The following is a 23,445-nucleotide window of genomic DNA, read 5'->3' on the forward strand; positions in this document are numbered from 1 at the left end:
CCAACCACCACACCCACCGTCTGGCACAGTGAACAGCATGGACGTACTCGGCATGCCGCTGCAGACCTGGGTCAACAAAACCCCCGTCATCGCAGACCTGATCAACCTGCGAGAAACGGCATGGTTCAACCCCGCCCGCACTAACACCCACACTGCCCTAGCCGACGTAGGGCTCACCCTCGCAGACATCGACGACGCCGCCACCCGACTCCAACGATTCGCCCCCTACCTCGCCGCAGCCTTCCCCGCCCTCGAAGCCACCAACGGCATCATCGAATCGCCCATCACACCAGCCCCACAACTCCAAAACACCCTCAACCACACATACCAAACCCCACTACCCGGACAGCTCTGGCTCAAACGCGACGACTGCCTACCCGTCAGCGGATCCATCAAAGCCCGCGGCGGCATCCACGAAGTACTCCAACACGCCGAACATCTTGCCCACACCGCCGGACTGCTTGACTACTCCTGCGACTACCGCGTTTTGGCAACCCCACCAGCCCGCAACCTATTCAGCCAACACACCATCGCCGTAGGGTCTACCGGCAACCTCGGCCTATCCATCGGAATCATGGCCGCCACACTCGGCTTCAACACTATCGTCCACATGTCCGCCGACGCCAGGCAATGGAAAAAAGACCTCCTTACCGCACAAGGAGTAGACGTCCGCGAATACGAAGCCGACTACTCCGTAGCCGTCGCCGCCGGACGCGCTGAAGCAGCAAACGACCCATTCGCCCACTTCATCGACGACGAAAACTCCACCAAACTATTTTGCGGCTACGCCGTAGCCGCACGACGCGTAGCGGCCCAACTACGCGCCGCGAATGTACGCGTCGACACCGAACACCCACTGTTCGTCTACCTGCCCTGCGGAGTCGGAGGAGGCCCAGGAGGCGTCGCCTTCGGACTACTCACCGAATTCGGCGACGCAGTGCACCCCATCTTCGCCGAACCCACCCACTCACCATGCATGCTCCTAGGCGTCGCTACCGGCCAACACGACGCCATCTGCGTCGGTGATTTCGGCATCGACAACCGCACCGCCGCCGACGGACTGGCCGTAGGTCGCCCCTCCGGATTCGTCGGACGCGCCATGCAGCGCCTCCTCGACGGCTTCTACACCATCGAAGACAACCACCTATTCACACTCCTAACCCTCCTGCACGAAACCGAAAACATCGCCGCCGAACCCTCCGCCGCCGCAAGCCTGCCCGGCCCCTGGCACGTCGCCACAGCCACCGAATACCGCGAACGCCTAGGAATCACCGACACCCACATGAACAACGCAACCCACCTCGCCTGGCTCACCGGCGGAGCCATGGTTCCCCCAGAGATCATGAACACCTACCTCTCCCACAACCACTCACCCCAGTAACCCCAGCACACACCGCCGCGCCACTACGCAGATACCCACCACCCTGAAACACTGGAGCAATGAAGATCGCCACACGCGTGCTCGCCGCTCTAGGACTTCTTTTCATCGCTTTAACCATCGCGGCAGTGGTCGCCTTCATGACCTGGTCCAGACCAGCAACATCGGCAACAACCACCCCCACCGCACCGGCTACTCCCTCTCACCTAGCCCAAGGCGAATACAGCGCCAACAACCTCACCTTCGCCACACCACAACTCGACACCTCCTCAGGCACCATCACCGACGTCCACCTCACCGCTGGTAACTTCGTCAACACCAGCAAGGGAAAACGCATTGACAACTTCAAAGCAAACGCCCTGGTCCCCTTCACCACCGTCCAAAACAAAATCGGTAACGGTGTCACCATCACCCCCACCGGAGATGGAAAAATCACCACCCGCACAACCTTCGAAATCCTCGGCCGACAACTGACCCTCACCGGAACAGGAACCATGACCGTCGACGCCGGACGCCTCGTCTTCAACCCCTCTGCCATCGGGTTCCACGAAGGCCCCCCAGGACTGAACGTCCCCGAATGGGCTGCCGGACGCCTCCGCTTCGCCATCCCCGTCCCTGCCCTACCTGAAAACGCCACCATCACAAACATCACCACCGAAAACACCGGATTCCGCATCCACCTGGCCGGTAGCCAACTACAACTACCCTCCTAAACCACACGCGAGCACCGCAGACACATCGAGGCGACAGCCACACACGGGGCACCCAACACGACTACGACAGAATGATCAGGTGCCCCTCTACCGCGAAGCCGCCATCGTGCTCAGAACCACCAAGCTCGCAGAGGCCGACCGCATCATCACCCTCCTCGGCCGCGAACGAGGACTCATCCGCGCCGTTGGCAAAGGAATCCGCAAGACACGCAGCCGCTTCGGAGCCCGCCTTGAACCCGGACTCGTTATCGACGCGCAGTTCTACGAAGGACGCAATCTCGACACCGTCACCCAAGTCGAAGTTCTCGCCCCCTACGGAGAACGAATCACCCGCGACTACGACGCCTGGACCGCCATGATCGCCATGCTCGAAGCCGCTGAACGATTCGGCCAAGAAACCACCAACTCCAGAAACCAATTCACCCTTCTAGCAGGCGCACTCGCCTCCATAGCGGCCGGGGAGCACGACATCTCAATGACCCTCGATGCCTACCTCCTACGCTCAGTCGCCCTCGCAGGCTGGGCACCAAGCTTCCACGACTGCGCAAAATGTGGAGCAACTGGCCCCCACAAAGCCTTCAACCTCACCGCCGGCGGAACCCTCTGCCCCCACTGCCGCATCCCCGGATCAGCTACCCCCGCCCTGGCCACCCTCACCATGCTCGGCGCCCTCCTCGAAGGAGACTGGGATACAGCCGAACAAATAGCTGAACCGCGATACCGCCGCGAAGGATCTGGCCTCGTACGCGCCTACGTGCAATGGCACCTAGAACGAGGAGTCCGCGCCCTGAAATACGTCGAACGCAACTAACCCAGCCCACACCCCAACCTCCAGCAGTTGCCCTCCATTGGCCCGGAGCGGGATGATCACACCCATGAGCAGCGAATACGCCCGCCCCTACCCGCACCCAAGTGGAGCAACTGCCCCCCAGATCCCCGCCAAATTCCTCCCCAAACACGTCGCCATCGTCATGGATGGCAACGGACGCTGGGCCAACCAGCGCGGACTCTCACGCACCAAAGGACATGAAGCAGGCGAGGCAGCGCTGCTGGACGTCGTCGCCGGCGCCATCGAAGCCAATATCACCCACCTGTCGGCATACGCCTTCTCCACCGAAAACTGGAAGCGCTCACCTGAAGAAGTGGCCTTCCTCATGGGGTTCAACCGCGACGTCATCCGCCGCCGCCGCGACCAACTCAACGAATGGGGAGTACGGATGCGCTGGGTTGGCCGCCGCCCCCGACTATGGAAATCCGTCATCAGCGAGCTAGAGATCGCCCAAGAGATGACCAAAGACAACACTGGCCTGACCCTCTACTTCTGCGTCAACTACGGCGGCCGCGCTGAGCTAGGCGACGCAGCACGGGAAATTGCTCGCAAGGTCGCGGCAGGACAGCTCAACCCAAACAAAGTCGATGAGCGCACCATCGCTGCTCACCTCACTGAACCAGACATGCCTGACGTTGACCTGTTCGTGCGAAGCTCTGGCGAACAGCGCACCAGTAACTTCCTCCTCTGGCAAAGCGCCTACGCAGAGATGGTGTTCCAAGACACCCTGTGGCCCGACTACGACAGGACAACGCTGTGGAATGCCATCGAGCAATACGCCAGGCGCGACCGTCGCTATGGGGGAGCGGTCGACACTCCCGCCGTATGAGAACTAACTCATACCCACAGCAAAAGTGAATATTAATGCGCACCTATGCATATAGTTAGGTGTATGTCCACAGTTCTAACAAAACTCCCGGTCGGCAAAAACATCGGCTTAGCCTTCTCTGGCGGCCTCGACACCTCCGTCGCCGTGGCCTGGATGCGTGAGAACGGCGCCGTCCCCTGCACGTACACCGCGAACATCGGGCAATACGATGAACCCGACATCGCCTCACTACCAGGACGTGCACGGGACTACGGCGCCGACATCGCACGCCTCATCGACTGCCGTGAAACACTCGTCGAAGAAGGCATCACCGCCATCGCCACCGGCGCATTCCACATCCGTTCTGGCGGGCGCACCTACTTCAACACCACTCCCATCAGCCGCGCAGTCACCGGCACCATGCTTGTACGCGCCATGAAAGAAGATGGCATCGACATCTGGGGCGACGGATCAACATACAAAGGCAACGACATCGAGCGGTTCTACCGCTATGGCCTTCTTGCCAACCCCCACCTGACCATCTACAAACCCTGGCTCGATGAAGAGTTCGTCACCCAACTCGGCGGACGCCACGAAATGAGCCAATGGCTCACCGAACGCGACTTGCCCTACAGGGAAACCCAAGAAAAGGCCTACTCCACCGACGCCAACATTTGGGGAGCCACCCACGAAGCTAAAACCCTCGAACACCTCAACACCAGCCTCGAAACCATCAGCCCCATCATGGGAGTCCGCTTCTGGGACCCCGAGGTTGACATCCCCACCGAAGACATCTGCATCACCTTCGAACAGGGACGCCCCACCGCCATCAACGACACGGTCTACCCCAACCCAGTTGACCTAGTCATCGAAGCAAATGCCATTGGCGGACGCCACGGCCTGGGAATGAGCGACCAGATCGAAAACCGCATCATCGAAGCAAAATCCCGTGGCATTTATGAAGCTCCCGGAATGGCTCTGCTGCACATCGCCTACGAACGCCTCGTCAACGCCATCCATAACGAAGACACCATCACTGCGTATCACACGCAGGGACGCGCACTCGGGCGCCTGATGTACGAAGGGCGCTGGCTCGACCCGCAATCCCTCATGCTGCGTGAATCACTCCAGCGGTGGGTCGGGTCAGCTATTTCCGGCACCGTGACACTGCGCCTGCGCCGCGGTGAGGATTACTCCATCCTCGATACCGTCGGTGAAAAACTCAGCTACCACCCCGACAAACTCTCCATGGAGCGTGTCGAAAACGCAGCTTTCGGGCCAACCGACCGTATCGGGCAACTCACGATGCGTAACCTCGACATCGCTGACTCACGGTTGCGGCTAGAGGCATACGCTGAACAAGGAATTCTTCCCAATACTGAAGAACAGAACGGTTCCACACGGGCGCTGACAGCTATGCATAGCGCAAGCAGCCATCACACTCCTGTGCATGCAGGTTCCTAGAGGGGCATAAACCGGATAAGAGCAATTCCCAGGGCAAACACCGCGACTGCGGCTCGTACGGCACGTCCAGGAACTGGTAGGTACTTCCAGCTGACAATGCCGAGAAGGACAAACAGTGCGAACCCAGTGCCAAAAAGAACCATTCCGATGCTGCCTGCAATAACAAGTCCGGAGGCAACAAGCAGACTTACCGCGGCAGCCCACATCCACGCCGGTACTTTGACCAGCACTGCAGCGGCCCTGTCAGTGCCCTTCAAAGCAGGTTTGGATGCCGATGCAGCAGAGCAGCCAGCTGGAACGGTAGGTGGGGTAGCGCAACTGGAAGATTGACCGGATGCTGCAGCAACGCCACCCGAGCCACATCCTCCATCTGTAGAGCGAGAGCACCCGCCACAGCCAACGGCTGCGCCGCTGGCGGGGTTGGCTGCGTCCTCGTGAAGACCGTTATCGGTGCCGGGGCGCTGCGCAGGTGAGGTCATATCTTGATCCTATGCCAATGGCCACCGACTGACATCTTGTCGGTGGCCATTGGCTGCTGTGTAGCTCGCCGCTGCGCGGCAGGTACGCGTGGACTTATATCACTGGGCGTCAGCCTGGATAGAGGTCAACGCGATGGTGTAGACGATGTCCTCGACGAGGGCGCCGCGCGACAGGTCGTTGACGGGCTTGGCGATGCCCTGCAGCATCGGGCCGATGCTGATAACGCTGGCGGAGCGCTGTACAGCCTTGTACGTGGTGTTACCTGTGTTGAGGTCGGGGAACACGAACACGTTTGCCTGGCCAGCCACGGGAGATTCGGGGGCTTTGCTCTGAGCAACCGATGTGGTGGTGGCGGCGTCGTACTGCAGGGGGCCATCAACGAGGATGTCTGGGCGCAGTTCGTGGATGCGTTCTGTGGCTGCTTTGACCTTTTCGATGTCGGCGCCAGAGCCAGAAGAGCCAGTGGAGAAGCTAATCATGGCTACGCGTGGGTCAAGACCGAATGCCTTAGCGGAGTCCGCGGACTGGATCGCAATGTCGGCAAGCTGGTCGGCGTTGGGGTCGGGGTTGACTGCGCAGTCACCGTAAACGAGGACCTCGTCGGGCAGCCCCATGAAGAACACCGACGAAACAAGCGATGCGCCGGGCTTGGTGCCTAGAATCTGCAGGGCCGGGCGGATGGTGTTAGCGGTGGTGTGCACTGCGCCAGAGACGAGGCCATCAACCTCATCAAGGTGAAGCATCATGGTGCCGAGCACGACTGTGTCACCGAGGGCGTCTTTGGCCATCGCTTCTGTCATGCCCTTGTGCTTGCGGCGTTCGACTAGAGCATCCACATACCGTTTTGCTGGTTCGGCTGGGTCGATGATTTCGATGTCTTCTGGCAGGGTGCGGCCCAGGGAGGCGGCAACGGCTTCGACCTCGCTGCGAGGGGCCAGCAGAACACAACGCGCGATGCCTTTTTCGTGGCATGTGATGGCGGCGTCGACAGTGCGAGGCTCGGAGCCTTCGGGCAGGACGATGCGTTTGTTGGCGCGTGCTGCCAGTGTGGTGAGCTGGCGACGGAACGCCGCAGGAGAGAGCCTGTTGTGGCTGGTGCTCTGCGTGATGGCGTCGATCCAGCTCTGCTCCAGTCGGGAGGAGACAGATTCCATGACGCGGCGGACTCGTACCTCGTCATCGGTGGGGATGCTGTCACTGAGGTGGGTGATGGCGTACGAGGTTTCGTACGTGGGCGCGTTGTTCATGTAGATGGGCAAGCCATTGCTCATGGCGGTGCCGCAGAGGGTGGCAACGGCAGGGTCGATTCCTATGCCGGCGGAGAGCACGATGCCAGCGAGTTTGGTGCCGTTGAGTTCGGCCAGGCAGGCAGCCATGAGGATGTCGTGACGGTCGCCGGGGGCAATGAGAACGTGGCCCTCTTTGAGGTGGGGGAGGGCGCCGGGGATTGCTTGTGCTCCGATAACGAAGCCCTTGACCCGTCGGTCGGAGTCTCCGGGGTTAACGGATTCGAGGCCGAGCTGGTCTGCCACGTCTTTCATGCGTGGTTCGGCCAGGGTTGGGTCTTGGGTGATGGTGGCGATGACGCGCAGTTCGCGGGCCTCGACGGCGTCGGTGTAGGGCTTGGTTGCCTCGGAGGTGGAAGAGGGCAGGCGGTTGAGGACGACACCGACGACGCGGCTGCTTTCCCCGATTTGGTAGTGGGGGAGGGCGACGCCCAAGCGCTCTGCGACGTGTTCTGGGGTGCGATCCGACCCGTTGACGACGAGGACGACTTCAGCGTCGAGGGTGCGGGCCAGGGCGGCGTTGAGGTCGTCGGCCCAGGGTGCTTCGTCTTCTTGGGCGAGGCCTTCGATGATGACGACTTCATGGTCGCTGAGGACGGGTTCGGCGAGTTCGACGACTTCTTCCATGAGAGAGTCGACGAGGTTGCGGGACATGAGGGCGTCGATGTGGGCCCCGGGGATGGGTGTGGGGGGCTGGAGGGCGGTGACTAGGGAGACGAGTTGGGCGGAGGTATCGGTGCCGTGGCTGTCGGGTCCTGCGAGGGGCTTGATGTAGCCGACTTCGACGCCACGTTCGTCGAGGGCGTGGAGTAGGCCGTGGCAGACGGCTTTGACGCCTGCGGCGTGGTTGGCGGGGACGACGAGAATTCGTCGGGACATGCGGTGACTCCTTCGAGCGCCTGCAGCGGTGCTGGCTCGGTGTGTAGTTGGGTAGGTGGTGGGCCCGGTGGTGTGCCGGGCCCCACGTGGGTGTTAGCGGCTGAGGCGGTATGCGTCGCGTGCGATGACGAGTTCTTCGTCGGTGGGGATAACCCAGGCGGCGACGTCGCCGTCTTTGGTGATTCGGGCGGTTTTGCCGCGCAATCCGTTGTTGGCGCTGGGGTCGATTTCCAGGCCGAGGAAGCCGAGTTGCTTGATGATGTCTGCGCGGGTGACGTCGGAGTTTTCGCCGATGCCGCCGGTGAAGACGAGCAGGTCTAGGCCGCCGAGTGCGACGCAGTAGGAGGCGATGTATTTTGCTACGCGGTAGTGGAAGGCATCCAAAGCTAGAGCTGCTGCTTTGTTGCCTTTGGCAGCGGCTTCTTCGACGGTGCGCATGTCGTTGGAGACGCCGGATAGGCCTAGGAGGCCGGACTCTTTGTTGAGTTTGGTGTCGATGGCGGCGGCGTCGCTGGAGGTGGCTTTGCTGATGTAGCTGATCACGCCGGGGTCGATGTCGCCGGAGCGGGTGCCCATGATGAGGCCTTCGAGGGGGGTGAGTCCCATGGAGGTGTCGACGGATTTTCCGTCTTTGATGGCGGTGATGGAGCAACCGTTGCCCAGGTGGGCGGTGATGATGCGGAGGTTTTCGATGGGGCGGCCGTCGGCTTCGGCGGCTTTGCCGGCTACGTATTGGTGGCTGGTGCCGTGGAAGCCGTAGCGGCGGACGCCGTGTTCGTCGTACCAGTTTTGGGGGACGGCGTAGCGGTAGGCCTTTTCGGGCATGCTCTGGTGGAAGGCGGTGTCGAAGACGCCGACCTGGGCCACATTGGGCATAACGGCGGTGACGGCTTCGATGCCGGCGATGTTGGCGGGGTTGTGCAGGGGTGCCAGGGGCACGGTGTCGCGGATGGCGTCGAGGGCTGTTTGGTCGAGGAGGACGGAGCTGGCAAATTTTTCGCCGCCGTGGACGACGCGGTGGCCGACGGCAGCGATTTCGATGTTGTGGGCTTTGGTGAAGTCTTCGACGCGGGCGAGGACTTTGCTGATGATGCCTTGGTGGCTGGTGTCGTCTAGACCATCAACGGTGGTGCGTTCTCCGCTGATGTCGAAGCGGATGGAGGCTTCGGGGGTGCCGACGCGTTCGGCTAGGCCTGTGAACTCGCGGTTTCCGGACTCGGGTTCGATGAGTGCGAATTTAAGGGAGGATGAGCCGCAGTTAAGGACGAGGACGGCAGAGGTCACTTTTCACCTTCTCGGTATGGGGGTGCGGGTTGTTTGGCACCGCTTCGGGGTCGTGTCGGTGTGTTCGAGCCGGTCACGTTGTTGGGGTCGGCTGGGTGGCTCGACCCGCGGTGTGACATGGTATTTCACTTGTTGTAGAGGGTGTGGGTCGCGTTCTCTTTCAGAGTATCGCGGGGGTTGGTGGGGGTCCCATTCGGGTGTGGCCATGTTGGGTACGTGTGTTGGGGTGGGGTGTGGCGGGTCATACTGGTGGTGAGATGACTGCTGCACATGTACTTCCTCCGTTGATGATCGGTTCTTTGTCGATCCCTACTCCTGTCGTTCTTGCACCGATGGCGGGGGTGACGAATCGTGCCTTCCGTCGTTTGTGTCGGAGTTTCGCTGCTGAAGGGCTTCCTGATGGGGGGAGTTGTTTGTATGTGAGCGAGATGATTACTTCGCGGGCGTTGGTGGAGCGTTCGCCGGAGACGATGAAGTTGATTGAGTTTGATGCTGACGAGTTTCCGCGGTCGATGCAGCTGTATAGCGTGGATCCGGTGACGATGGGGCGGGCTGCGCGGATGGTGGTGGATGAGGGGCTGGCGGATCATATTGATCTGAATTTTGGGTGTCCGGTGCCGAAGGTGACGCGTAAGGGTGGGGGGTCGGCGTTGCCGTGGAAGCTGGATTTGTTCACGGACATTGTTTCGATGGCGGTGCGAGAGGCTTCTCGTGGTGGGATTCCGGTGACGGTGAAGATGCGGATGGGGATTGATGCTGATCACCTGACGTATTTGGATGCTGGTCGGCGTGCTGTGGATGTGGGGGCTGCGGCGATTACGTTGCATGGGCGTACGACGGCGCAGGCGTATAGCGGTCATGCGGATTTGGATGCGATTGCGCGGTTGAAGGAGGCTGTTCCGCAGGTTCCTGTGTTGGGTAATGGGGACATTTGGTCGGCTGAGGATGCGTTGCGGATGGTGGAGCGCACTGGCTGCGATGGGGTGGTTGTTGGTCGTGGATGTTTGGGGCGTCCGTGGTTGTTTGCTGATCTTGCTGCGGCGTTTAACGGTAGTGATATGAGGATGCGCCCGAATTTGGGGCAGGTGGTGGATGCGCTGCGTGCTCATGCTGAGTATTTGGTTGAGTTTTATGGTGATGAGCAGCGGGGGGCGCGTGATATCCGTAAGCACATCGCCTGGTATTTGAAGGGTTTCCCGGCGGGGTCGTATGTGCGGCATAACTTGGCGTTGGTGAAGGATTTGGCCGCGTTGGATGCGTTGTTGGGTGAGTTGGATCGGGATCATCCGTGGCCAGGTGTTCCTGCTGAGGGTGCGCGGGGGCGTCAGGGAACTCCGCGGCGGGTTGCGTTGCCTGAGGGGTGGTTGGATAGCCGTTCGGTGGATGCTTCGGCGGGTGCGTGTCTTGCTGAAGCGGAGGTGGATGCTTCGGGTGGGTGAGGCTGGGGGTTAGGCGTGTTGGTCGGGGTGGGTGCCGGTGTCGTCGGTGGGGGTTTGCTGTGCAGGGCCGGTGGCGATGGGGCGTTCGGGGTTGCTGATCCAGTCTGACCATGCGCCGATGTAGACGGGGATTTGTCCGCCGAGGCCTGCTGCGCCTGCGGCGAGGGCGATGAAGCTAGCGACGACGCCGGATCCGCAGGTGGTTGCGATGGGTGTTTCGGTGGTGGCTCCGACGGCGGCGAAGCGTTCGAGGAGTTCGTCTGGGGGGAGGAGTTTGCCTTCATCGTTGATGAGGTCGGTTGCGGGTAGGTTGACGGTTCCGGGGATGTGGCCGGCGGCGGTGTCGACGGGTTCGGTGCGTCCTTCGAATCGTTCGGGGGCGCGGCCGTCGATGAGGATGCCGTCGCGGGCGTAGAGCTCGGCTGTTTCGGCAGTGAGGTAGGAAAGGGTGCTGCGGCGTACGGAGAAGTCGCCTTCGTCGATGAGTCGGATGCCTGCTTCTGTGGGGAGGCGTTCGTTGCGCCAGGCGCTGAGTCCGCCGTCGAGGACGTAGACGTCCATTTTTCCGAAGTGGCGTAGGAGCCACCAGGCGCGGGCTGCGGCGAAGGATGTGAAGTCGTCGTAGACGACGACGGGTCGGTCGTTGTCTACGCCGCATTCGGCCATGTCGATTTCGAAGTCGTCGATGCGTGGCATGGGGTGGCGGCCGGTGTCGGGGGCAGGGGTTCCGGATAGGTCGCGTTCGAGGTCGACAAAGATGGCACCGGGGATGTGGGCTTGGAGGTAGGAGTCGTAGCCGTCGTCTGCGCCCAGTTGCCAGCGGACATCGAGGACCAGGGGTCGCTCGGCGGCGCCGCGGTGGAACTTTTCGGCGAGTTCGCTAGCTGTGATGAGGGGGTACCGGTGCATGGGAGGAAGCCTAATCGGTGTCGTAGTCAGGAGCGGGGTGGACAGGGTTGGATGCAGTAGGTGGCGTGCTGGGGTGGTGGTTTGTGTGGGGTGTGTGTTTGTTAGGCGTGTTTGTCGGTGGTTGTTTTTAGGGTGGTGGGGTGAGTGATTTTTTGGGTGATGTTGTGGGGGGTTACTCGTCGGGAAGTGGGGACGGGGGGCGTTATGGTGCGCGGGATCGGGCGCGGTGGGTGCAGGAGCCGGCGGCACGCAAGTTGGCTACTCGTGATGATTTTGCGCGGGATCGGGCGCGGATTTTGCATTCGGCGGGTTTTCGTCGGTTGGCGTCGAAGACGCAGGTAGTTGCGCCGTATTTGGGTGATTTTGCGCGGAATCGGTTGACGCATTCGTTGGAGGTGGCGCAGATCGGACGGGAGATTGCCTCGTTTTTGGGATGTCATGCGGATCTGGTGGATGCGGCGTGTTTGGCGCACGATTTGGGGCATCCGCCGTTTGGGCATAACGGTGAGCGTGAGTTGAATCGGGTGGCTGAGCAGGTGGGGGGGTTTGAGGGGAATGCGCAGACGTTGCGGGTGTTGACGAGGTTGGAGCCGAAACGGTTTCACGCTGATGGGCGTCCGGCTGGGTTGAATTTGACGCGGGCTGCGTTGGATGCGGCGTGTAAGTATCCCTGGGGTTCTGGTCAGGGGCCGGCGGGGTCGGGGAAGTTTGGTTTTTATGCCGATGATGAGCCGGTGTTTACCTGGGTGCGTGATGGGGCGCCTTCTCGTGGTGCTGGTGGGGTGACGCCGGTGGAGGCGCAGGTGATGGATTGGTCTGATGATGTGGCGTATTCGGTGCATGACGTGGAGGATGCGGTGGCTTCGGGGCGGGTGGATTTGCGGGTGTTGTCTTCGGTGTCGGCGTTGCGGGATGTGGCGGTGGTGGCGCAGCGGTATTACGAGCCGTCGTTGGAGGTAGAGGCGTTGGTGGAGGCGGGGCAGCGGTTGCATGCTGCTGATGAGGTGGTGGATGAGTTTGATGGGTCGCGGGCTGGGTTGGCTGCATTGAAGGACATGACTAGTGGGTTGGTGGGGCGTTTTGTTCGTCAGGTGCAGTCTGCGACGCGGCAGGTGCATGGTCCGGTGCGGTTGGCGCGGTACGAGGGTTCATTGGTGGTGCCGGTGCAGGCGCGGGCGGAGTGCGCGATGTTGAAGGCGGTGGCGGCGGCTTTTGTGATGCAGACGCCGGGGCATGCAGCGGTGATGGAGCGTGAGCGTGAGGTGGTGCGGGGGTTGGTGGAGACGTATTTGGAGTGTCCTGAGGAGAGGCTGGATCGTGACTTGGTGGTGGATTGGGGGTCGGCTTCTTCGGATGAGGAGCGGTTGCGGGTGGTGGTGGATCAGGTGGCGTCGTTGACTGATACGCGTGCGTTGGCGTTGCATGCTCGTTGGTGTGGGAGCGCGTGATGGGTGGGGTGGTGTTGGGCTCGTAGACTGCCGTGTGCGCTTTGTTGGCGTGTGAGTGTGATTGGTGAGGTGGGATGGCGGGTCTGCTGCGTGAGGAAGACGTCGCTCTCGTTAAGGAGAGAGTGAATCTTGAGGATGTGGTGCGTGAGCATGTGACGTTGACGCGTTCTGGGTCGGACAGTTTGAAGGGGTTGTGTCCGTTTCACGATGAGCGTTCGCCGTCGTTTCATGTGCGTCCTGCGCATGGTCATTGGTATTGCTTTGGGTGTGGTGCCGGGGGTGATGTGATCGCGTTTGTTCAGGAGATTGAGCACCTGGGGTTTGTTGAGACTGTTGAGCGGTTGGCGGCTCGGGTGGGGGTGGAGCTGCAGCGTGATGAGTCTTCGGTTGCGGAGTCAGGTAGGGCGCGTCGAACGCGGTTGATGGAGGCGCATCGGGTTGCTGAGGAGTTTTATGCCGAGGCGTTGATTGGGGCGCGTGAGGCTAGGCCTGCTCGGGATTTTTTGCGGGGTCGTGGGTTTGATTCCAAGGCTGCGCAGATGTTTGGGGTGGGGTATTCCCCGCGTGGTGGTGATGTGCTGACGAGGTTGTTGTTGGATCGGGGGTTTACGGAAGAGGAGTTAACTCTTGGTGGGTTGACTGGGCGTTCTTCGCGGGGGCTGTATGACAGGTTCCGGGGCCGGGTGATGTGGCCGATTCGTGATGTGACGGGTGCGACGGTGGGTTTTGGTGCGCGGCGCATTTTGGATGATGACCGGATTGATGCGAAGTATCTGAATACCTCTGAGACGCCGATTTATAAGAAGACTCATGTGCTGTATGGGTTGGATTTGGCGAAGAAGACGATTGCTTCGCAGCGTCGTGCTGTGGTGGTGGAGGGGTATACGGATGTGATGGCGATGCACCTGTCGGGGGTGCGGGGGGCTGTGGCTACGTGTGGCACTTCGTTTGGTGCTGAGCATGTGAAGGTGTTGCGGCGGTTGTTGCGTGATGATGGTGATGGGAAGGTCATTTTCACGTTTGATGGTGATGCTGCTGGTCAGAAGGCTGCTATGCGGGCTTATGAGTTGGATGATCAGTGGGTTTCGCAGAGTTTTGTTGCGGTGGCTCGTAATGGGATGGATCCGTGTGATTTGCGCTTGGCTGAGGGTGAGGCTGCGGTTGAGCATTTGATCGAGAAGCCGACGCCGATGTTTGAGTTCGCGGCGCGGACAACGATCGGGCGTTTTGATTTGCACACCAGGGAGGGGCAGGCTCACGCGATTGAGGCGGTAGCGCCGATTTTGGCTGGTATTGATGGCGAGGCGTTGTCGCGGATGTATGTCGATGATGCTGCGACGTGGATTGGTGTGCCGGTTGATCTGGTGGCTGGTGCTGTTGAGCGTGCGCGTGTGGGGGGTCGGCGTCCGGATGCGCAGGTGCATGGTGGGCGTCAGCGTGTAGTTGCCTCTGGGGGAGAGGTTTCGTCGGTGCGTTCGGATTCTGGCCCGGATGCTGATGGTGAGTCTGCGCCGTTGGTGTTTCCGCGTCCGGATTTACGTAATCGTGTGGTGCATTTGGAGTTTCAGGTGCTGCAGGTGTTGTTGCAGTATCCGGGGGCTCTTGATGACAGCGAAATTATGCCGTTGGTGCGGGCGCAGTTTACGGATCCGGGTTTGGCTTCGGTGTTGTTAGCAGTGTTGACGCATTGGGGTGAGCACACCTCGGTGAGTGCGTCTGCGTGGGTGGAGTTGGTGCGGGCGCAGGCTGGTGATCAGGTGGGGCCGACTGTGAGTTCTTTGGTGGTGACTCCGTTGTTGACTCGGTTGGATCCGCAGACGGGGTTGCCCAGTAAGCGTTTTGTGCAGTCGTTGCTTGTGGCTGTGCAGGAGGAGACGTTGCGGTCGCGTATTGCGGCTGCGGCGGGTGATTTGCGTCGTGCTGAGGCGATGGATCCGCAGCGAGCTAGGTATGTGGCGCAGGAGTTGAGTGTGTTGCAGGGGCAGTTGGCGGCGTTGAGACACACGGAAGATTGATGTGATTTGACTAGGGGGTGGGTGAGGATGGGTGTCATGCGTTTTTTGTGGAGGAAGTCCTCTTCGGTGTTGCCGCAGGTTGTGAGGGATGCGGTGACGGGGCGGGGCGAGCGTGTGTTGGCGTGGGCGGGTGAGAAGTATGCCGGGGCGTTCATTGTGGCTACGACTGCGCGGTTGGTGGTGGTCGATGCTCAGGGTGAGGTGATGGATGTTGGTAGATGGGGTGAGGTGGATAGTGCTGTGTGGGAGCCGGGGACGGCGACGTTGTCTGTGGCGTGGGTGGATGGGCGTCGTGGGAGTCAGTGGACGGCTGTGGGGTCTGCGACGCGGTTGGCTGAGAGTGTGCATGAGCGGGTGAGTCGTTCGGTAGTGGTGGCGGTTGATCTTGAGCGTGATGGTGCGCGGATTGGGCGGGCGGCGATTCGTCGTGATCCGCAGACACAGGAGTTATTTGCGCAGTTGGTGTGGGCTCGGGGGCAGCGTCCGCGCGATGAGGAGCGGGCTGCCTATGGGGAGGCGGTGTTGGTGAATTTGTGTGAGCAGGTGGGGTTGCCTGAGTCGGTTGGGCGGGCGGCGAGTAAGGCTGGGATGGGGTCGTGAGAGGCGGCCGCACACGCGATTTCGTTTTCTCGGCAGACCTTTGCTAATGTTCTTTTCAGCAGCGATCCCCTGTAGCTCAACTGGCAGAGCATTCGGCTGTTAACCGAAGGGTTGTTGGTTCGAGTCCAACCGGGGGAGCAAAGCAGATTATGCCCCGTCCTGAACTCAGGGCGGGGCATAATCCATATTCACTCGCAGCAGCGAGCCACGGGCCAGTAGCTCAGCCGGTCAGAGCAGCGGACTCATAATCCGTCGGTCGTGGGTTCAAGCCCCACCTGGCCTACCGATACGCGGTAGAGAAAAATTTCTTTCCGCGCGCCCTCATCCCCAAAACACCACACAAGGCATCCAAGCGTGCCATGAAACACGTTTAACCCGAGCGTCTTTGACGCGCGACCTAAGAACCCTCCCAGCAGGGTCGATCAGCTGTTCGACCCTCTACCCCTGGGAGATCTCCATGCGTCGTATGTGCTCGGTGGCCACATGGTCGCTCACTCTCATGCTCGTCACGTTCAGCGCAATGAACGGCCAAGCCGCACCCGCCTCAGCAGCTTCCACCACCACCTGGTCTCAGAAATCCGGCATGGCCATCCCCGGCACCCGCCTCGCCTGGGGGCCCCCCGGACAACTCGAACACGATCTAGATCGCGTCGCTGCCAGCGGCGTCAAATGGCTACGCTTCGACGTCCCCTGGAGCCAAATTTCTTGGGAACCCGGACAAGCAGACTGGGCACGCTTCGACCGCATCGTCGAAGGCGCCCGCGCCCGCGGACTGCGCCCCTTAGGCGTATTAAGCACAATGGCGCCCTACGCCCGCCCCGCAGGCACTGACTACCGATACGCACCTCGCACCGCCTCAGAACGCAAAGCCTTCGCCGGGTTCGCTAAACAAGCCGCCGCCCGCTACAAAGGCAAAATCAACCACTGGGAAATCTGGAACGAACCCAACCTCGACCAAGCCTGGTCACCCACACCCAGCCCAGCGGCATACGTAGAGCTCCTCCGCACCACCACCCCAGCTATCAAATCAGTCAACCCCGCCGCCATCACTATCGCCGGCGGAACGGGCGGAGCCACCGGCGCGCCCGACATCACCCCCATCGACTGGTACACCGGCTTCTACGCCCAAAAACCCCAAGGCCTCTTCGACGCCCTAGCCGTACACCCCTACTCAGACCTGCGCTACGGCTGGGGAGGGGAAATGTCCACCGCCCCCATCATCCGCACCATCATGGACAAAAACGGCGACGCCAACAAAGAGATCTGGGCAACCGAAGCTGGATTCCCCACCGGCGGGCAATACCGCACCACCGAAAACGACGCCGCACGCATGATGCGCGAAAGTCACACAGCATGGACCCAAATCCGTAAACACGGCCCTCTGTTCTGGTACACCCTCACCGACACTAGCGATGCCACCAGCGAAGGACACTTCGGCTTCTACCGCCTAAATGGCACCGCCAAACCAGCCCTAGCGGTTCTTACTGCTCTCAACGCCCAACCCCTGCCTGGAGGTACCACCACCCCGGCGCCACCGGCCACAAAGCCAGGAACCGGATACGTCGTAGCACCTGCAGCTAACCTCACTACAAACGGAAAAACCACCACAGCTTCCTTCACCCTCTACACCACCGGAACTGTCCCCATCCGCTCCCTCATCATGGCCGTCCGCGACTCCTCTGGACGCAACTTTGACATCCCTGTCACTGCCACAACGACCTTTCGAGGATCCCAAACCTTCACCGCCACCCGTGCAGCGCTACCTGCGGGCACCTACACTTACGCCCCAGCTTGGCAAACCACCAACGGAAAATGGAACGGCCCCACGCGCGAAGGTAAACACACCGTCGGAGCCGCCCCCAATAGCCTCAGCACCGCTCACGCAACTATCAACAACACTGCTCGAGGTGCCACCGCAGACATCGTCACTAGCGTTGACGGAAAACTAGCCGTCAAAGCCCTCATCGTCGCCATGAGGGACTCCTCAGGAGCTAACTGGGATATCTGGACGGCCAAAAACACTACCTTGACCGGACTGCAACGTCACCACGGCACCAAACAGCCCCTGCCCGCTGGCACTTACACCTACACCGTCGCCTACCAAAGCTCCGACGGCAACTGGCACGAACAAGCAGGCAAAAAAACTCTGACCGTTCATTAACGCCACCTGTGACGATAGTGGGGGCCACTGCACCTAGGTGCAGTGGCCCCCACTATCGTCACAGCAATACCAGCGCTTCAGGACACTGGCGTCAACGATCAAGCATCCGCAAGCGTCAACCCAATCGTGGACAGCAACTCATACGGAGGAATATTGGTCCCGCCAGAAGCAATCGCCAACAATGCTGATGCAAGAGAAGCCATCGCAGAAGTCAGAATCAACGGATCCTGATCCGCCATCTCCTCACGCAAGATGTTGACGTACTCGTTGACGGTGCAACCGCCATCCATACTTTGCAGCCGAGCGGTAAGAATGGCCATGGCGCTCTGCATTCCCGGTGCGGGTGCAACAGGTGCGTCCGTCATGAATTTCCCCCTTGTAGAGACATGTCGTGGTCCGCCGGAGTCTCCGTCGGCCCCCGCCGCGGTGCACCCCCATGCGAACCACGGCGTGGAAGAAGCTCCGTTCTTCCGCGATCACTCCATAAGTGAAGCGCACGTCTTGATCGAGTGTCCAGTAGCCACAGACGTAAGAGACCTCCCATTGTCGACAAGCCACAGCGCGCTCATTCCACACTCGGCAACACACTTGAGGCACAATGTTCTTCGATCGATCGAACTAAAAATCTTCAATCGGACAACCGATCAAAACGTTCACCACGAACGACGCAAATCGCCCCGAACGAGGAAGCCACCGTCGCGCAGGGGTGCGCGGCACGCACACAGCTCGATCGACCGCGGGCCCTACAGCTGGGGAGTTGGACGGCCCACACAACCACATACACATAAACCGGCCACACGGGTGCCAGCTATGGGCGTTGGGGAAGACGTCCCACACACACCCAGGAGGACCGGATGTCTGCAAAGCCCACGGGCAACACAACACGCGGAGCCGTGTACATCCACTCGGCCCCAGCAGCGCTATGCCCACACATCAGTTGGGCGCTCGAATCAGTGCTCGGCGGCGAGGTCGACCTCGACTGGTCACCCCAACCCCTCGGGCGCTCACTCATGCGTGCCGACCTCACCTGGTACGGCGAACCTGGAACCGGCGCCGCCATCGCCAGCGCTATGCGCGGATGGGAAAACCTGCGCTACGAAGTAACCGAAGAACCCAGCCCAGGCCTCGACGGATCACGCTGGTCCCACACCCCCTCACTAGGAATCCACCACACCTGGATCTCCGCCTCTGGGGATGCCGTCATCAACGAAGACCGCATCCGAGCAGCCATGCGCCACGGAAACGCCACCGCCCTGCGCCACGAACTCGACCAAGCCCTCGGCACCGCTTGGGACGTCGAACTCGACAACTTCCGCCACGCCGGCGATGGCCGCCCCGAACGCTGGCTCTACCGCGTGAGCTAAGCGGACACACCGCACCCGTGCGGCAGCACCACTATGCCCGCACACACAACTCCTGGGACCACGCATGGCTGTGGGGCAGCCCCGTTGATGGGCTGCCCCACAGCCATGGGCAATTACGCCGCCAACCTCACAGCGGAATGTTCCCGTGATCACCGCGACGCGCCGGAGCAGCCGCGATCGCCGCCGCGATCACACCACGCGTCAAACCCGGCTCGACAATCTCATCCACGACACCGATATCAACAGCGCGCGGCAACCCACCAGAGAGCCTCTCATGTTCTACTGCGAGCTCACTCTCCACACGCTCGACATCCTCGGCAGGGACTTGCGCCAACTTCCGCCGATGCAAAATCCGCACCGCAGCGACAGAACCCATCACCGCGACCTCGGCATCGGGCCACGCGAACACCTTCGTAGCACCCAGAGCGCGACTGTTCATCGCCAAATAGGCGCCGCCATACGTTTTACGCGTTACCAGCGTGACTCGCGGAACCACCGCCTCAGCGAACGCGTGCAATAGCTTGGCACCACGACGCACCACCCCGTCCCACTCTTGGCCCACGCCCGGCAGATACCCCGGCACATCCACCACCACAATCAGTGGAATACCGAACGCATCGCACATCCGCACAAACCGAGAGGCTTTCTCTGCACTCGTGGCATCCAAACATCCACCCAGACGCAGCGAGTTGTTTGCGATAACTCCCACCGTGCGCCCACCCAGACGCCCCAGAGTGGTGACGATGTTCGGCGCCCACTTCGGATGCAGCTCAACCGCTGTGGTTTCAGCGTCAAGCAGATCCTCGACTAACGGGTGAACATCGAAAGCACGCTTAGCCGAATCCGGTAAGAAGCGTGCCAAATCCCGATCCTGCACCGACGCAGGGTCCAACGCCCCTTGGCTATTGGCGCCAAGCAGATCACACAGTTGGCGACCACGCTCGTAGGCTTCCTCGTCAGAATCGGTCACTACATGCACCACACCAGAACGACGACCATGCGGCTCAGGGCCACCCAGCCGCAGCGCATCAACCTGTTCCCCAGTCACCGAACGCACCACATCGGGACCTGTGACAAAAATGCGCCCCAGCGGCCCCAACACGACAACATCGGTCAACGCCGGACCATACGCCGCGCCACCAGCAGCAGGCCCCAACACAACAGAGATCTGCGGAATCTTGCCGCTGGCTTTGGTCATGATCGCGAAGATCAACCCCACGCCGTGCAGCGAGAACACGCCCTCAGCTAGCCGTGCACCACCGGAATGCCACAACCCCACTACGGGGCAGCTCTCGGCTAGAGCCCGCTCGTAGGCGGCAACGACAGCGCGGCACCCGTCACCGCCCATTGCTCCGCCTTGCACTGTCGGGTCGGCAGCGAAGGCGACCGCTGTGTTGCCCTGCACCTGACCGATACCGGCCAACATTCCCGACAAGTCATCATCAGAGATAACAGTGAGCGTGCCCTCGTCAAAAAAACGCTCCAACCGACGCCGCGGGTGGCGGGGGTCTTCCTCGCGCGGAACCTTAGTTCGCTCTCGAACAGCCTGTGCAGCCTGCGTAGCAGCCACGCTTGGTGTCCGGGAAGTCACGAGACGCTCCGGAACGCCAAAGTCACGTTGTGCCCTCCGAAACCAAACGAGTTATTCAGCGCAACCACATCACCAGCAGGCAAGGCCCGGTTCTGGCCACGAACGATATCCAGGTCAATCTGGGGGTCGAGGTTCTCCAAGTTCTGAGTGGCTGGCACGAGGCGATCACGCAACGCAAGGATCGTGAAAACCGACTCCAATGCACCCGCTGCACCAAGCAGATGTCCCGTCATGGATTTCGTGGCGGTCAAACATGCGTGGTCGGCGTGGGGCCCCAAACCGGCGCGAATAGCTTTGGCTTCTGCGCCATCACCAGCTGGAGTGGAGGTGGCGTGTGCGTTCACATGCACGACCGATGCTGGGTCGATATCGCCTTCGCTCAGTGCCCGCTGGATTGATAGTGCGGCCCCGGCGCCTTCAGGTTCAGGGGCGGCTACGTGGTAGGCATCACTGGATAGGCCTGCGGCGACAAGCTCTGCGTAGATGTGGGCACCGCGTGCAACGGCGTGCTCGTATTCCTCCAGCACAAGGATTGCCGAGCCCTCACCCATGACAAAACCATCACGGTCGATGTCATACGGGCGTGAAGCGCTCTGAGGGTCTTCGTTACGTGTCGATAGCGCGTGCATCGCAGAGAAGCCACCGATCGTCAGTGGGTGAATGGCCCCTTCGGTGCCTCCGGCCACGACGATGTCGGCTTTGTCACTGCGGATCAATTCAAGTCCATCAGCGATGGACTCAGCCCCGGAAGCACACGCACTCACAGGGGCATGAGCGCCAGCGGTGGCTTTCAGTTCTAAGGACACAGTTGCTGAGGGGCTGTTCACGAGCAGCATCGGCACCGACAGCGGGAAAATACGACGGGGGCCCTTCGTGCGCAGCGTTTCCCAGGCGTCAACGAGGGTGTGCACGCCACCGATACCGGTTCCTACGCTCACGGCCAGCCGGTTGGATTCGATGTCGGGTGAGCCAGCATCGCGCCATGCTTGACGTGCCGCGATGAGGGCGTACTGGGTGGCGGGGTCTTGCCGGCGTATCTCTACTTTGGTGAGGACCTCAGATGCAGGCTGGGCAAGTTGTCCAGCAAAAGTGACAGGCATGTCGTACTGCTGAACCCACGGGGCCTCGATGTGTCGGATGCCAGAAGTTCCGGCAAGAGCGGCCTGCCAGGTGCTTTCGGCATCGGCACCGAGTGGATTGGTCGTCCCCATACCTGTGACGACGACACGCTTGAGCGTGGTGGACATGAGTGAACTCCTCGGTCATGGGGCCGTCGGAGCTGGCTCGGCTCGACGACTGGGCTAGGGGCCGCGGGTGCCCAGAGGTTGTAAGCCCCTGCGACACCCGCGCTATGACTGCGATCAGGCGCTCTGGGCGATCTTGATGAAGTCCACTGCGTCCTGAACAGTCATGAGGTTCTTCACTTCCTCATCAGGGATACGCACATCGAATTTCTCTTCAGCGTTGACGACGATCGTCATCATCGAGAGGGAGTCGATGTCCAGATCGTTGGTGAAGGATTTTTGCGGCTCGACCTCGGAGGTCTCGACGCCGGTCTCCTCGTTGACGATCTCGGCGAGGCCCGCGAGGATCTCCTGCTCGGTCGCTGCCATGGTGTTTTCCTTTCGTTATGCCTGCTCACGCACCATGAGGGCGCCGTGAGTGGGTGTTATGTCTGCCACGAGTGCGTGGCAGGGCCCGATTACCCGTCGGGCCTGGCGGGTCGTTCACGGGAGGCGGACCACCTGAGCTGCCCAGGTCAATCCGGCTCCGAAACCCATCTGCAAAGCGAGCATGCCGCTGCGGATGCGTCCTTCTCGGTAGAGCCGAGCCGTGGCCAAGGGTATGGAAGCAGCGGAGGTGTTCGCCATTTCTGCGATGTCTTCGCGTGCCACGATGACGTGACTAGGCAGTTCGAGCTTCTTAGCCATGGCCTCGATGATGCGGACGTTGGCTTGGTGAGGGATAAAAACATCGATGTCATTGACGGTGACCCCAGCGGCAGTGAGAGCTTGGCGGGCTACATCGAGGATCGTGTATGACGCCCACCGGAAAACGGATGGTCCCTGCATCCCGATCCAGGGCCAACGTCGTTCTTCATCAGTGGCGTTGGGGTTTTCGACGCGGCGACGATATTCAAGCCAGTTTGGTTCTTGGGCGATGAAATCGCTGTGCTTACCGTCGGCTCCCCAAATGGTTTGGGCGATACCGGCAACGGGAGAGGGGCCAACGAGAGCCGCGCCAGCGCCGTCACCGAAGATGAATGCTGTTCCGCGATCGGTGGGGTTACGGAAATCAGAGAACTTCTCCACACCGATCACGAGGGTGCAAGTAGATAGACCAGTGCGGATAGCAGAATCGGCTGCAGCGATGCCGTAGGTGTAGCCCGAGCAGGCAGCGCTGAGGTCGTAGGCAGCGGCACCGGTGATACCCAGTTCGGTGGCAACTAGTGGTGCTGCTGCCGGAGTCAAAGTCGGGTAGGTCACGCTGGCGAGAATGACCTGGTCAACTTTCTCAGCAGCTATGTCTGCGTGGTCCAGGGCTGCTTGAGCGGCCTTGGCGGCCATGTAAACGATAGTTTCGTTTTCGTTGGCGACGCGGCGTTCGGCGATGCCGGAACGGTCGCGGATCCACTCATCGCTGGAGTCGATCGCTTCGACGATGTCGGCGTTGGGCACTACCCGGGATGGGCGGTAGTCACCGATGCCGAGGATGCTGGATCCTGGTGCCCCCGTAGTGGTCTGAAGTCGCAGCTCACTCATGATGTCTCCTACCTACACTGCATGCTGTTGCGATC

20 protein-coding genes and 2 tRNA genes are annotated in these 23,445 nt (G+C 61.0%); 13 read left to right on the forward strand and 9 right to left on the reverse strand.

Annotation, left to right across the window (positions count from 1 at the left end):
• Positions 1 to 37 precede the first annotated feature (37 nt).
• The 5 genes from dsdA (at position 38) to argG (ending at position 5,192) form a co-directional block, all read left to right on the forward strand.
• Positions 38 to 1,381 (forward strand): D-serine ammonia-lyase, encoded by a 1,344-nt coding sequence (dsdA, locus tag DXZ77_RS04150; RefSeq protein WP_115030180.1) that lies wholly within the window; start codon positions 38 to 40, stop codon positions 1,379 to 1,381.
• Between the two features lie 59 nt (positions 1,382 to 1,440).
• The gene (locus tag DXZ77_RS04155) at positions 1,441 to 2,091 is read left to right on the forward strand and encodes an LmeA family phospholipid-binding protein (RefSeq protein ID WP_115030182.1); all 651 of its coding nucleotides are present in this window, start codon (positions 1,441 to 1,443) and stop codon (positions 2,089 to 2,091) included.
• Between the two features lie 79 nt (positions 2,092 to 2,170).
• On the forward strand, positions 2,171 to 2,902 hold the full coding sequence (recO, locus tag DXZ77_RS04160) for a DNA repair protein RecO (RefSeq protein WP_115030184.1): 732 nt from the start codon (positions 2,171 to 2,173) through the stop codon (positions 2,900 to 2,902).
• Between the two features lie 64 nt (positions 2,903 to 2,966).
• The gene (locus tag DXZ77_RS04165) at positions 2,967 to 3,749 is read left to right on the forward strand and encodes an isoprenyl transferase (protein WP_258553124.1); all 783 of its coding nucleotides are present in this window, start codon (positions 2,967 to 2,969) and stop codon (positions 3,747 to 3,749) included.
• Positions 3,750 to 3,812: 63 nt separating this feature from the next.
• Complete coding sequence (gene argG / locus DXZ77_RS04170; protein WP_115030188.1) at positions 3,813 to 5,192, forward strand: argininosuccinate synthase; 1,380 nt, start codon at positions 3,813 to 3,815, stop codon at positions 5,190 to 5,192.
• On the opposite strand, the gene DXZ77_RS11715 is transcribed toward argG, so the two are convergent.
• The 3 genes from DXZ77_RS11715 to DXZ77_RS04185 all read right to left on the reverse strand — a co-directional run bounded on the left by DXZ77_RS11715 (position 5,189) and on the right by DXZ77_RS04185 (position 9,121).
• The gene (locus DXZ77_RS11715) at positions 5,189 to 5,671 is read right to left on the reverse strand and encodes a hypothetical protein (protein WP_147279191.1); all 483 of its coding nucleotides are present in this window, start codon (positions 5,669 to 5,671) and stop codon (positions 5,189 to 5,191) included. The two genes, argG and DXZ77_RS11715, sit on opposite strands and share 4 nt — an antisense overlap.
• A gap of 99 nt (positions 5,672 to 5,770) precedes the next feature.
• Complete coding sequence (gene pta / locus DXZ77_RS04180; RefSeq protein ID WP_115030192.1) at positions 5,771 to 7,837, reverse strand: phosphate acetyltransferase; 2,067 nt, start codon at positions 7,835 to 7,837, stop codon at positions 5,771 to 5,773.
• Between the two features lie 93 nt (positions 7,838 to 7,930).
• Positions 7,931 to 9,121: an acetate/propionate family kinase gene (locus DXZ77_RS04185; RefSeq protein WP_115030194.1), complete on the reverse strand. Its 1,191-nt coding sequence runs from the start codon at positions 9,119 to 9,121 to the stop codon at positions 7,931 to 7,933.
• 257 nt (positions 9,122 to 9,378) lie between these two features.
• Between DXZ77_RS04185 and dusB the strand changes: the two genes are divergently transcribed.
• Positions 9,379 to 10,560, forward strand: a complete 1,182-nt coding sequence (dusB, locus tag DXZ77_RS04190; protein WP_115030196.1) for a tRNA dihydrouridine synthase DusB — start codon at positions 9,379 to 9,381, stop codon at positions 10,558 to 10,560.
• 9 nt (positions 10,561 to 10,569) lie between these two features.
• On the opposite strand, the gene DXZ77_RS04195 is transcribed toward dusB, so the two are convergent.
• Positions 10,570 to 11,469 carry a sulfurtransferase gene (locus DXZ77_RS04195; RefSeq protein ID WP_115030198.1) on the reverse strand — a complete coding sequence of 300 codons (900 nt, stop codon included), beginning with the start codon at positions 11,467 to 11,469 and terminating at the stop codon, positions 10,570 to 10,572.
• A gap of 140 nt (positions 11,470 to 11,609) precedes the next feature.
• Between DXZ77_RS04195 and DXZ77_RS04200 the strand changes: the two genes are divergently transcribed.
• The 6 genes from DXZ77_RS04200 (at position 11,610) to DXZ77_RS04225 (ending at position 17,693) form a co-directional block, all read left to right on the forward strand.
• Positions 11,610 to 12,917 carry a deoxyguanosinetriphosphate triphosphohydrolase gene (locus DXZ77_RS04200; RefSeq protein ID WP_306746611.1) on the forward strand — a complete coding sequence of 436 codons (1,308 nt, stop codon included), beginning with the start codon at positions 11,610 to 11,612 and terminating at the stop codon, positions 12,915 to 12,917.
• 74 nt (positions 12,918 to 12,991) lie between these two features.
• On the forward strand, positions 12,992 to 14,932 hold the full coding sequence (gene dnaG / locus DXZ77_RS04205) for a DNA primase (RefSeq protein ID WP_115030200.1): 1,941 nt from the start codon (positions 12,992 to 12,994) through the stop codon (positions 14,930 to 14,932).
• Between the two features lie 36 nt (positions 14,933 to 14,968).
• Complete coding sequence (locus DXZ77_RS04210; RefSeq protein ID WP_147279192.1) at positions 14,969 to 15,532, forward strand: hypothetical protein; 564 nt, start codon at positions 14,969 to 14,971, stop codon at positions 15,530 to 15,532.
• Positions 15,533 to 15,597: 65 nt separating this feature from the next.
• Positions 15,598 to 15,670, forward strand: a tRNA-Asn gene (locus tag DXZ77_RS04215).
• Between the two features lie 71 nt (positions 15,671 to 15,741).
• A tRNA-Ile gene (locus tag DXZ77_RS04220) sits at positions 15,742 to 15,815 on the forward strand.
• 174 nt (positions 15,816 to 15,989) lie between these two features.
• Positions 15,990 to 17,693, forward strand: a complete 1,704-nt coding sequence (locus tag DXZ77_RS04225) for a cellulase family glycosylhydrolase (protein WP_115030235.1) — start codon at positions 15,990 to 15,992, stop codon at positions 17,691 to 17,693.
• 98 nt (positions 17,694 to 17,791) lie between these two features.
• Here the strand turns inward: DXZ77_RS04225 and DXZ77_RS04230 are convergent, their stop codons facing one another.
• Positions 17,792 to 18,058, reverse strand: coding sequence for a hypothetical protein (locus DXZ77_RS04230; protein ID WP_115030237.1), 267 nt, complete (start codon positions 18,056 to 18,058; stop codon positions 17,792 to 17,794).
• Positions 18,059 to 18,547: 489 nt separating this feature from the next.
• On the opposite strand from DXZ77_RS04230, the gene DXZ77_RS04235 reads away from it, so the two are divergent.
• Entirely contained in the window at positions 18,548 to 19,057 is a 510-nt protein-coding gene (locus DXZ77_RS04235) for a DUF3145 domain-containing protein (protein ID WP_115030238.1), read from the forward strand.
• A gap of 127 nt (positions 19,058 to 19,184) precedes the next feature.
• On the opposite strand, the gene DXZ77_RS04240 is transcribed toward DXZ77_RS04235, so the two are convergent.
• From DXZ77_RS04240 to DXZ77_RS04255, 4 genes are all read right to left on the reverse strand, one after another.
• A complete protein-coding gene (locus DXZ77_RS04240; RefSeq protein WP_258553125.1) occupies positions 19,185 to 20,648 on the reverse strand; it encodes an acyl-CoA carboxylase subunit beta in 1,464 nt (487 codons plus the stop codon).
• Entirely contained in the window at positions 20,645 to 21,895 is a 1,251-nt protein-coding gene (fabF, locus tag DXZ77_RS04245) for a beta-ketoacyl-ACP synthase II (protein WP_115030239.1), read from the reverse strand. Before fabF ends, DXZ77_RS04240 begins: the two co-directional genes overlap by 4 nt.
• 114 nt (positions 21,896 to 22,009) lie before the next feature.
• On the reverse strand, positions 22,010 to 22,261 hold the full coding sequence (locus tag DXZ77_RS04250; protein ID WP_028327744.1) for an acyl carrier protein: 252 nt from the start codon (positions 22,259 to 22,261) through the stop codon (positions 22,010 to 22,012).
• 114 nt (positions 22,262 to 22,375) lie between these two features.
• Positions 22,376 to 23,410 (reverse strand): beta-ketoacyl-ACP synthase III, encoded by a 1,035-nt coding sequence (locus tag DXZ77_RS04255; protein ID WP_115030240.1) that lies wholly within the window; start codon positions 23,408 to 23,410, stop codon positions 22,376 to 22,378.
• Between the last annotated feature and the right edge of the window lie 35 nt (positions 23,411 to 23,445).

The sequence above is a fragment of the Dermatophilus congolensis genome, assembly GCF_900447215.1.
Taxonomy (GTDB): Bacteria; Actinomycetota; Actinomycetes; order Actinomycetales; family Dermatophilaceae; genus Dermatophilus; species Dermatophilus congolensis_A.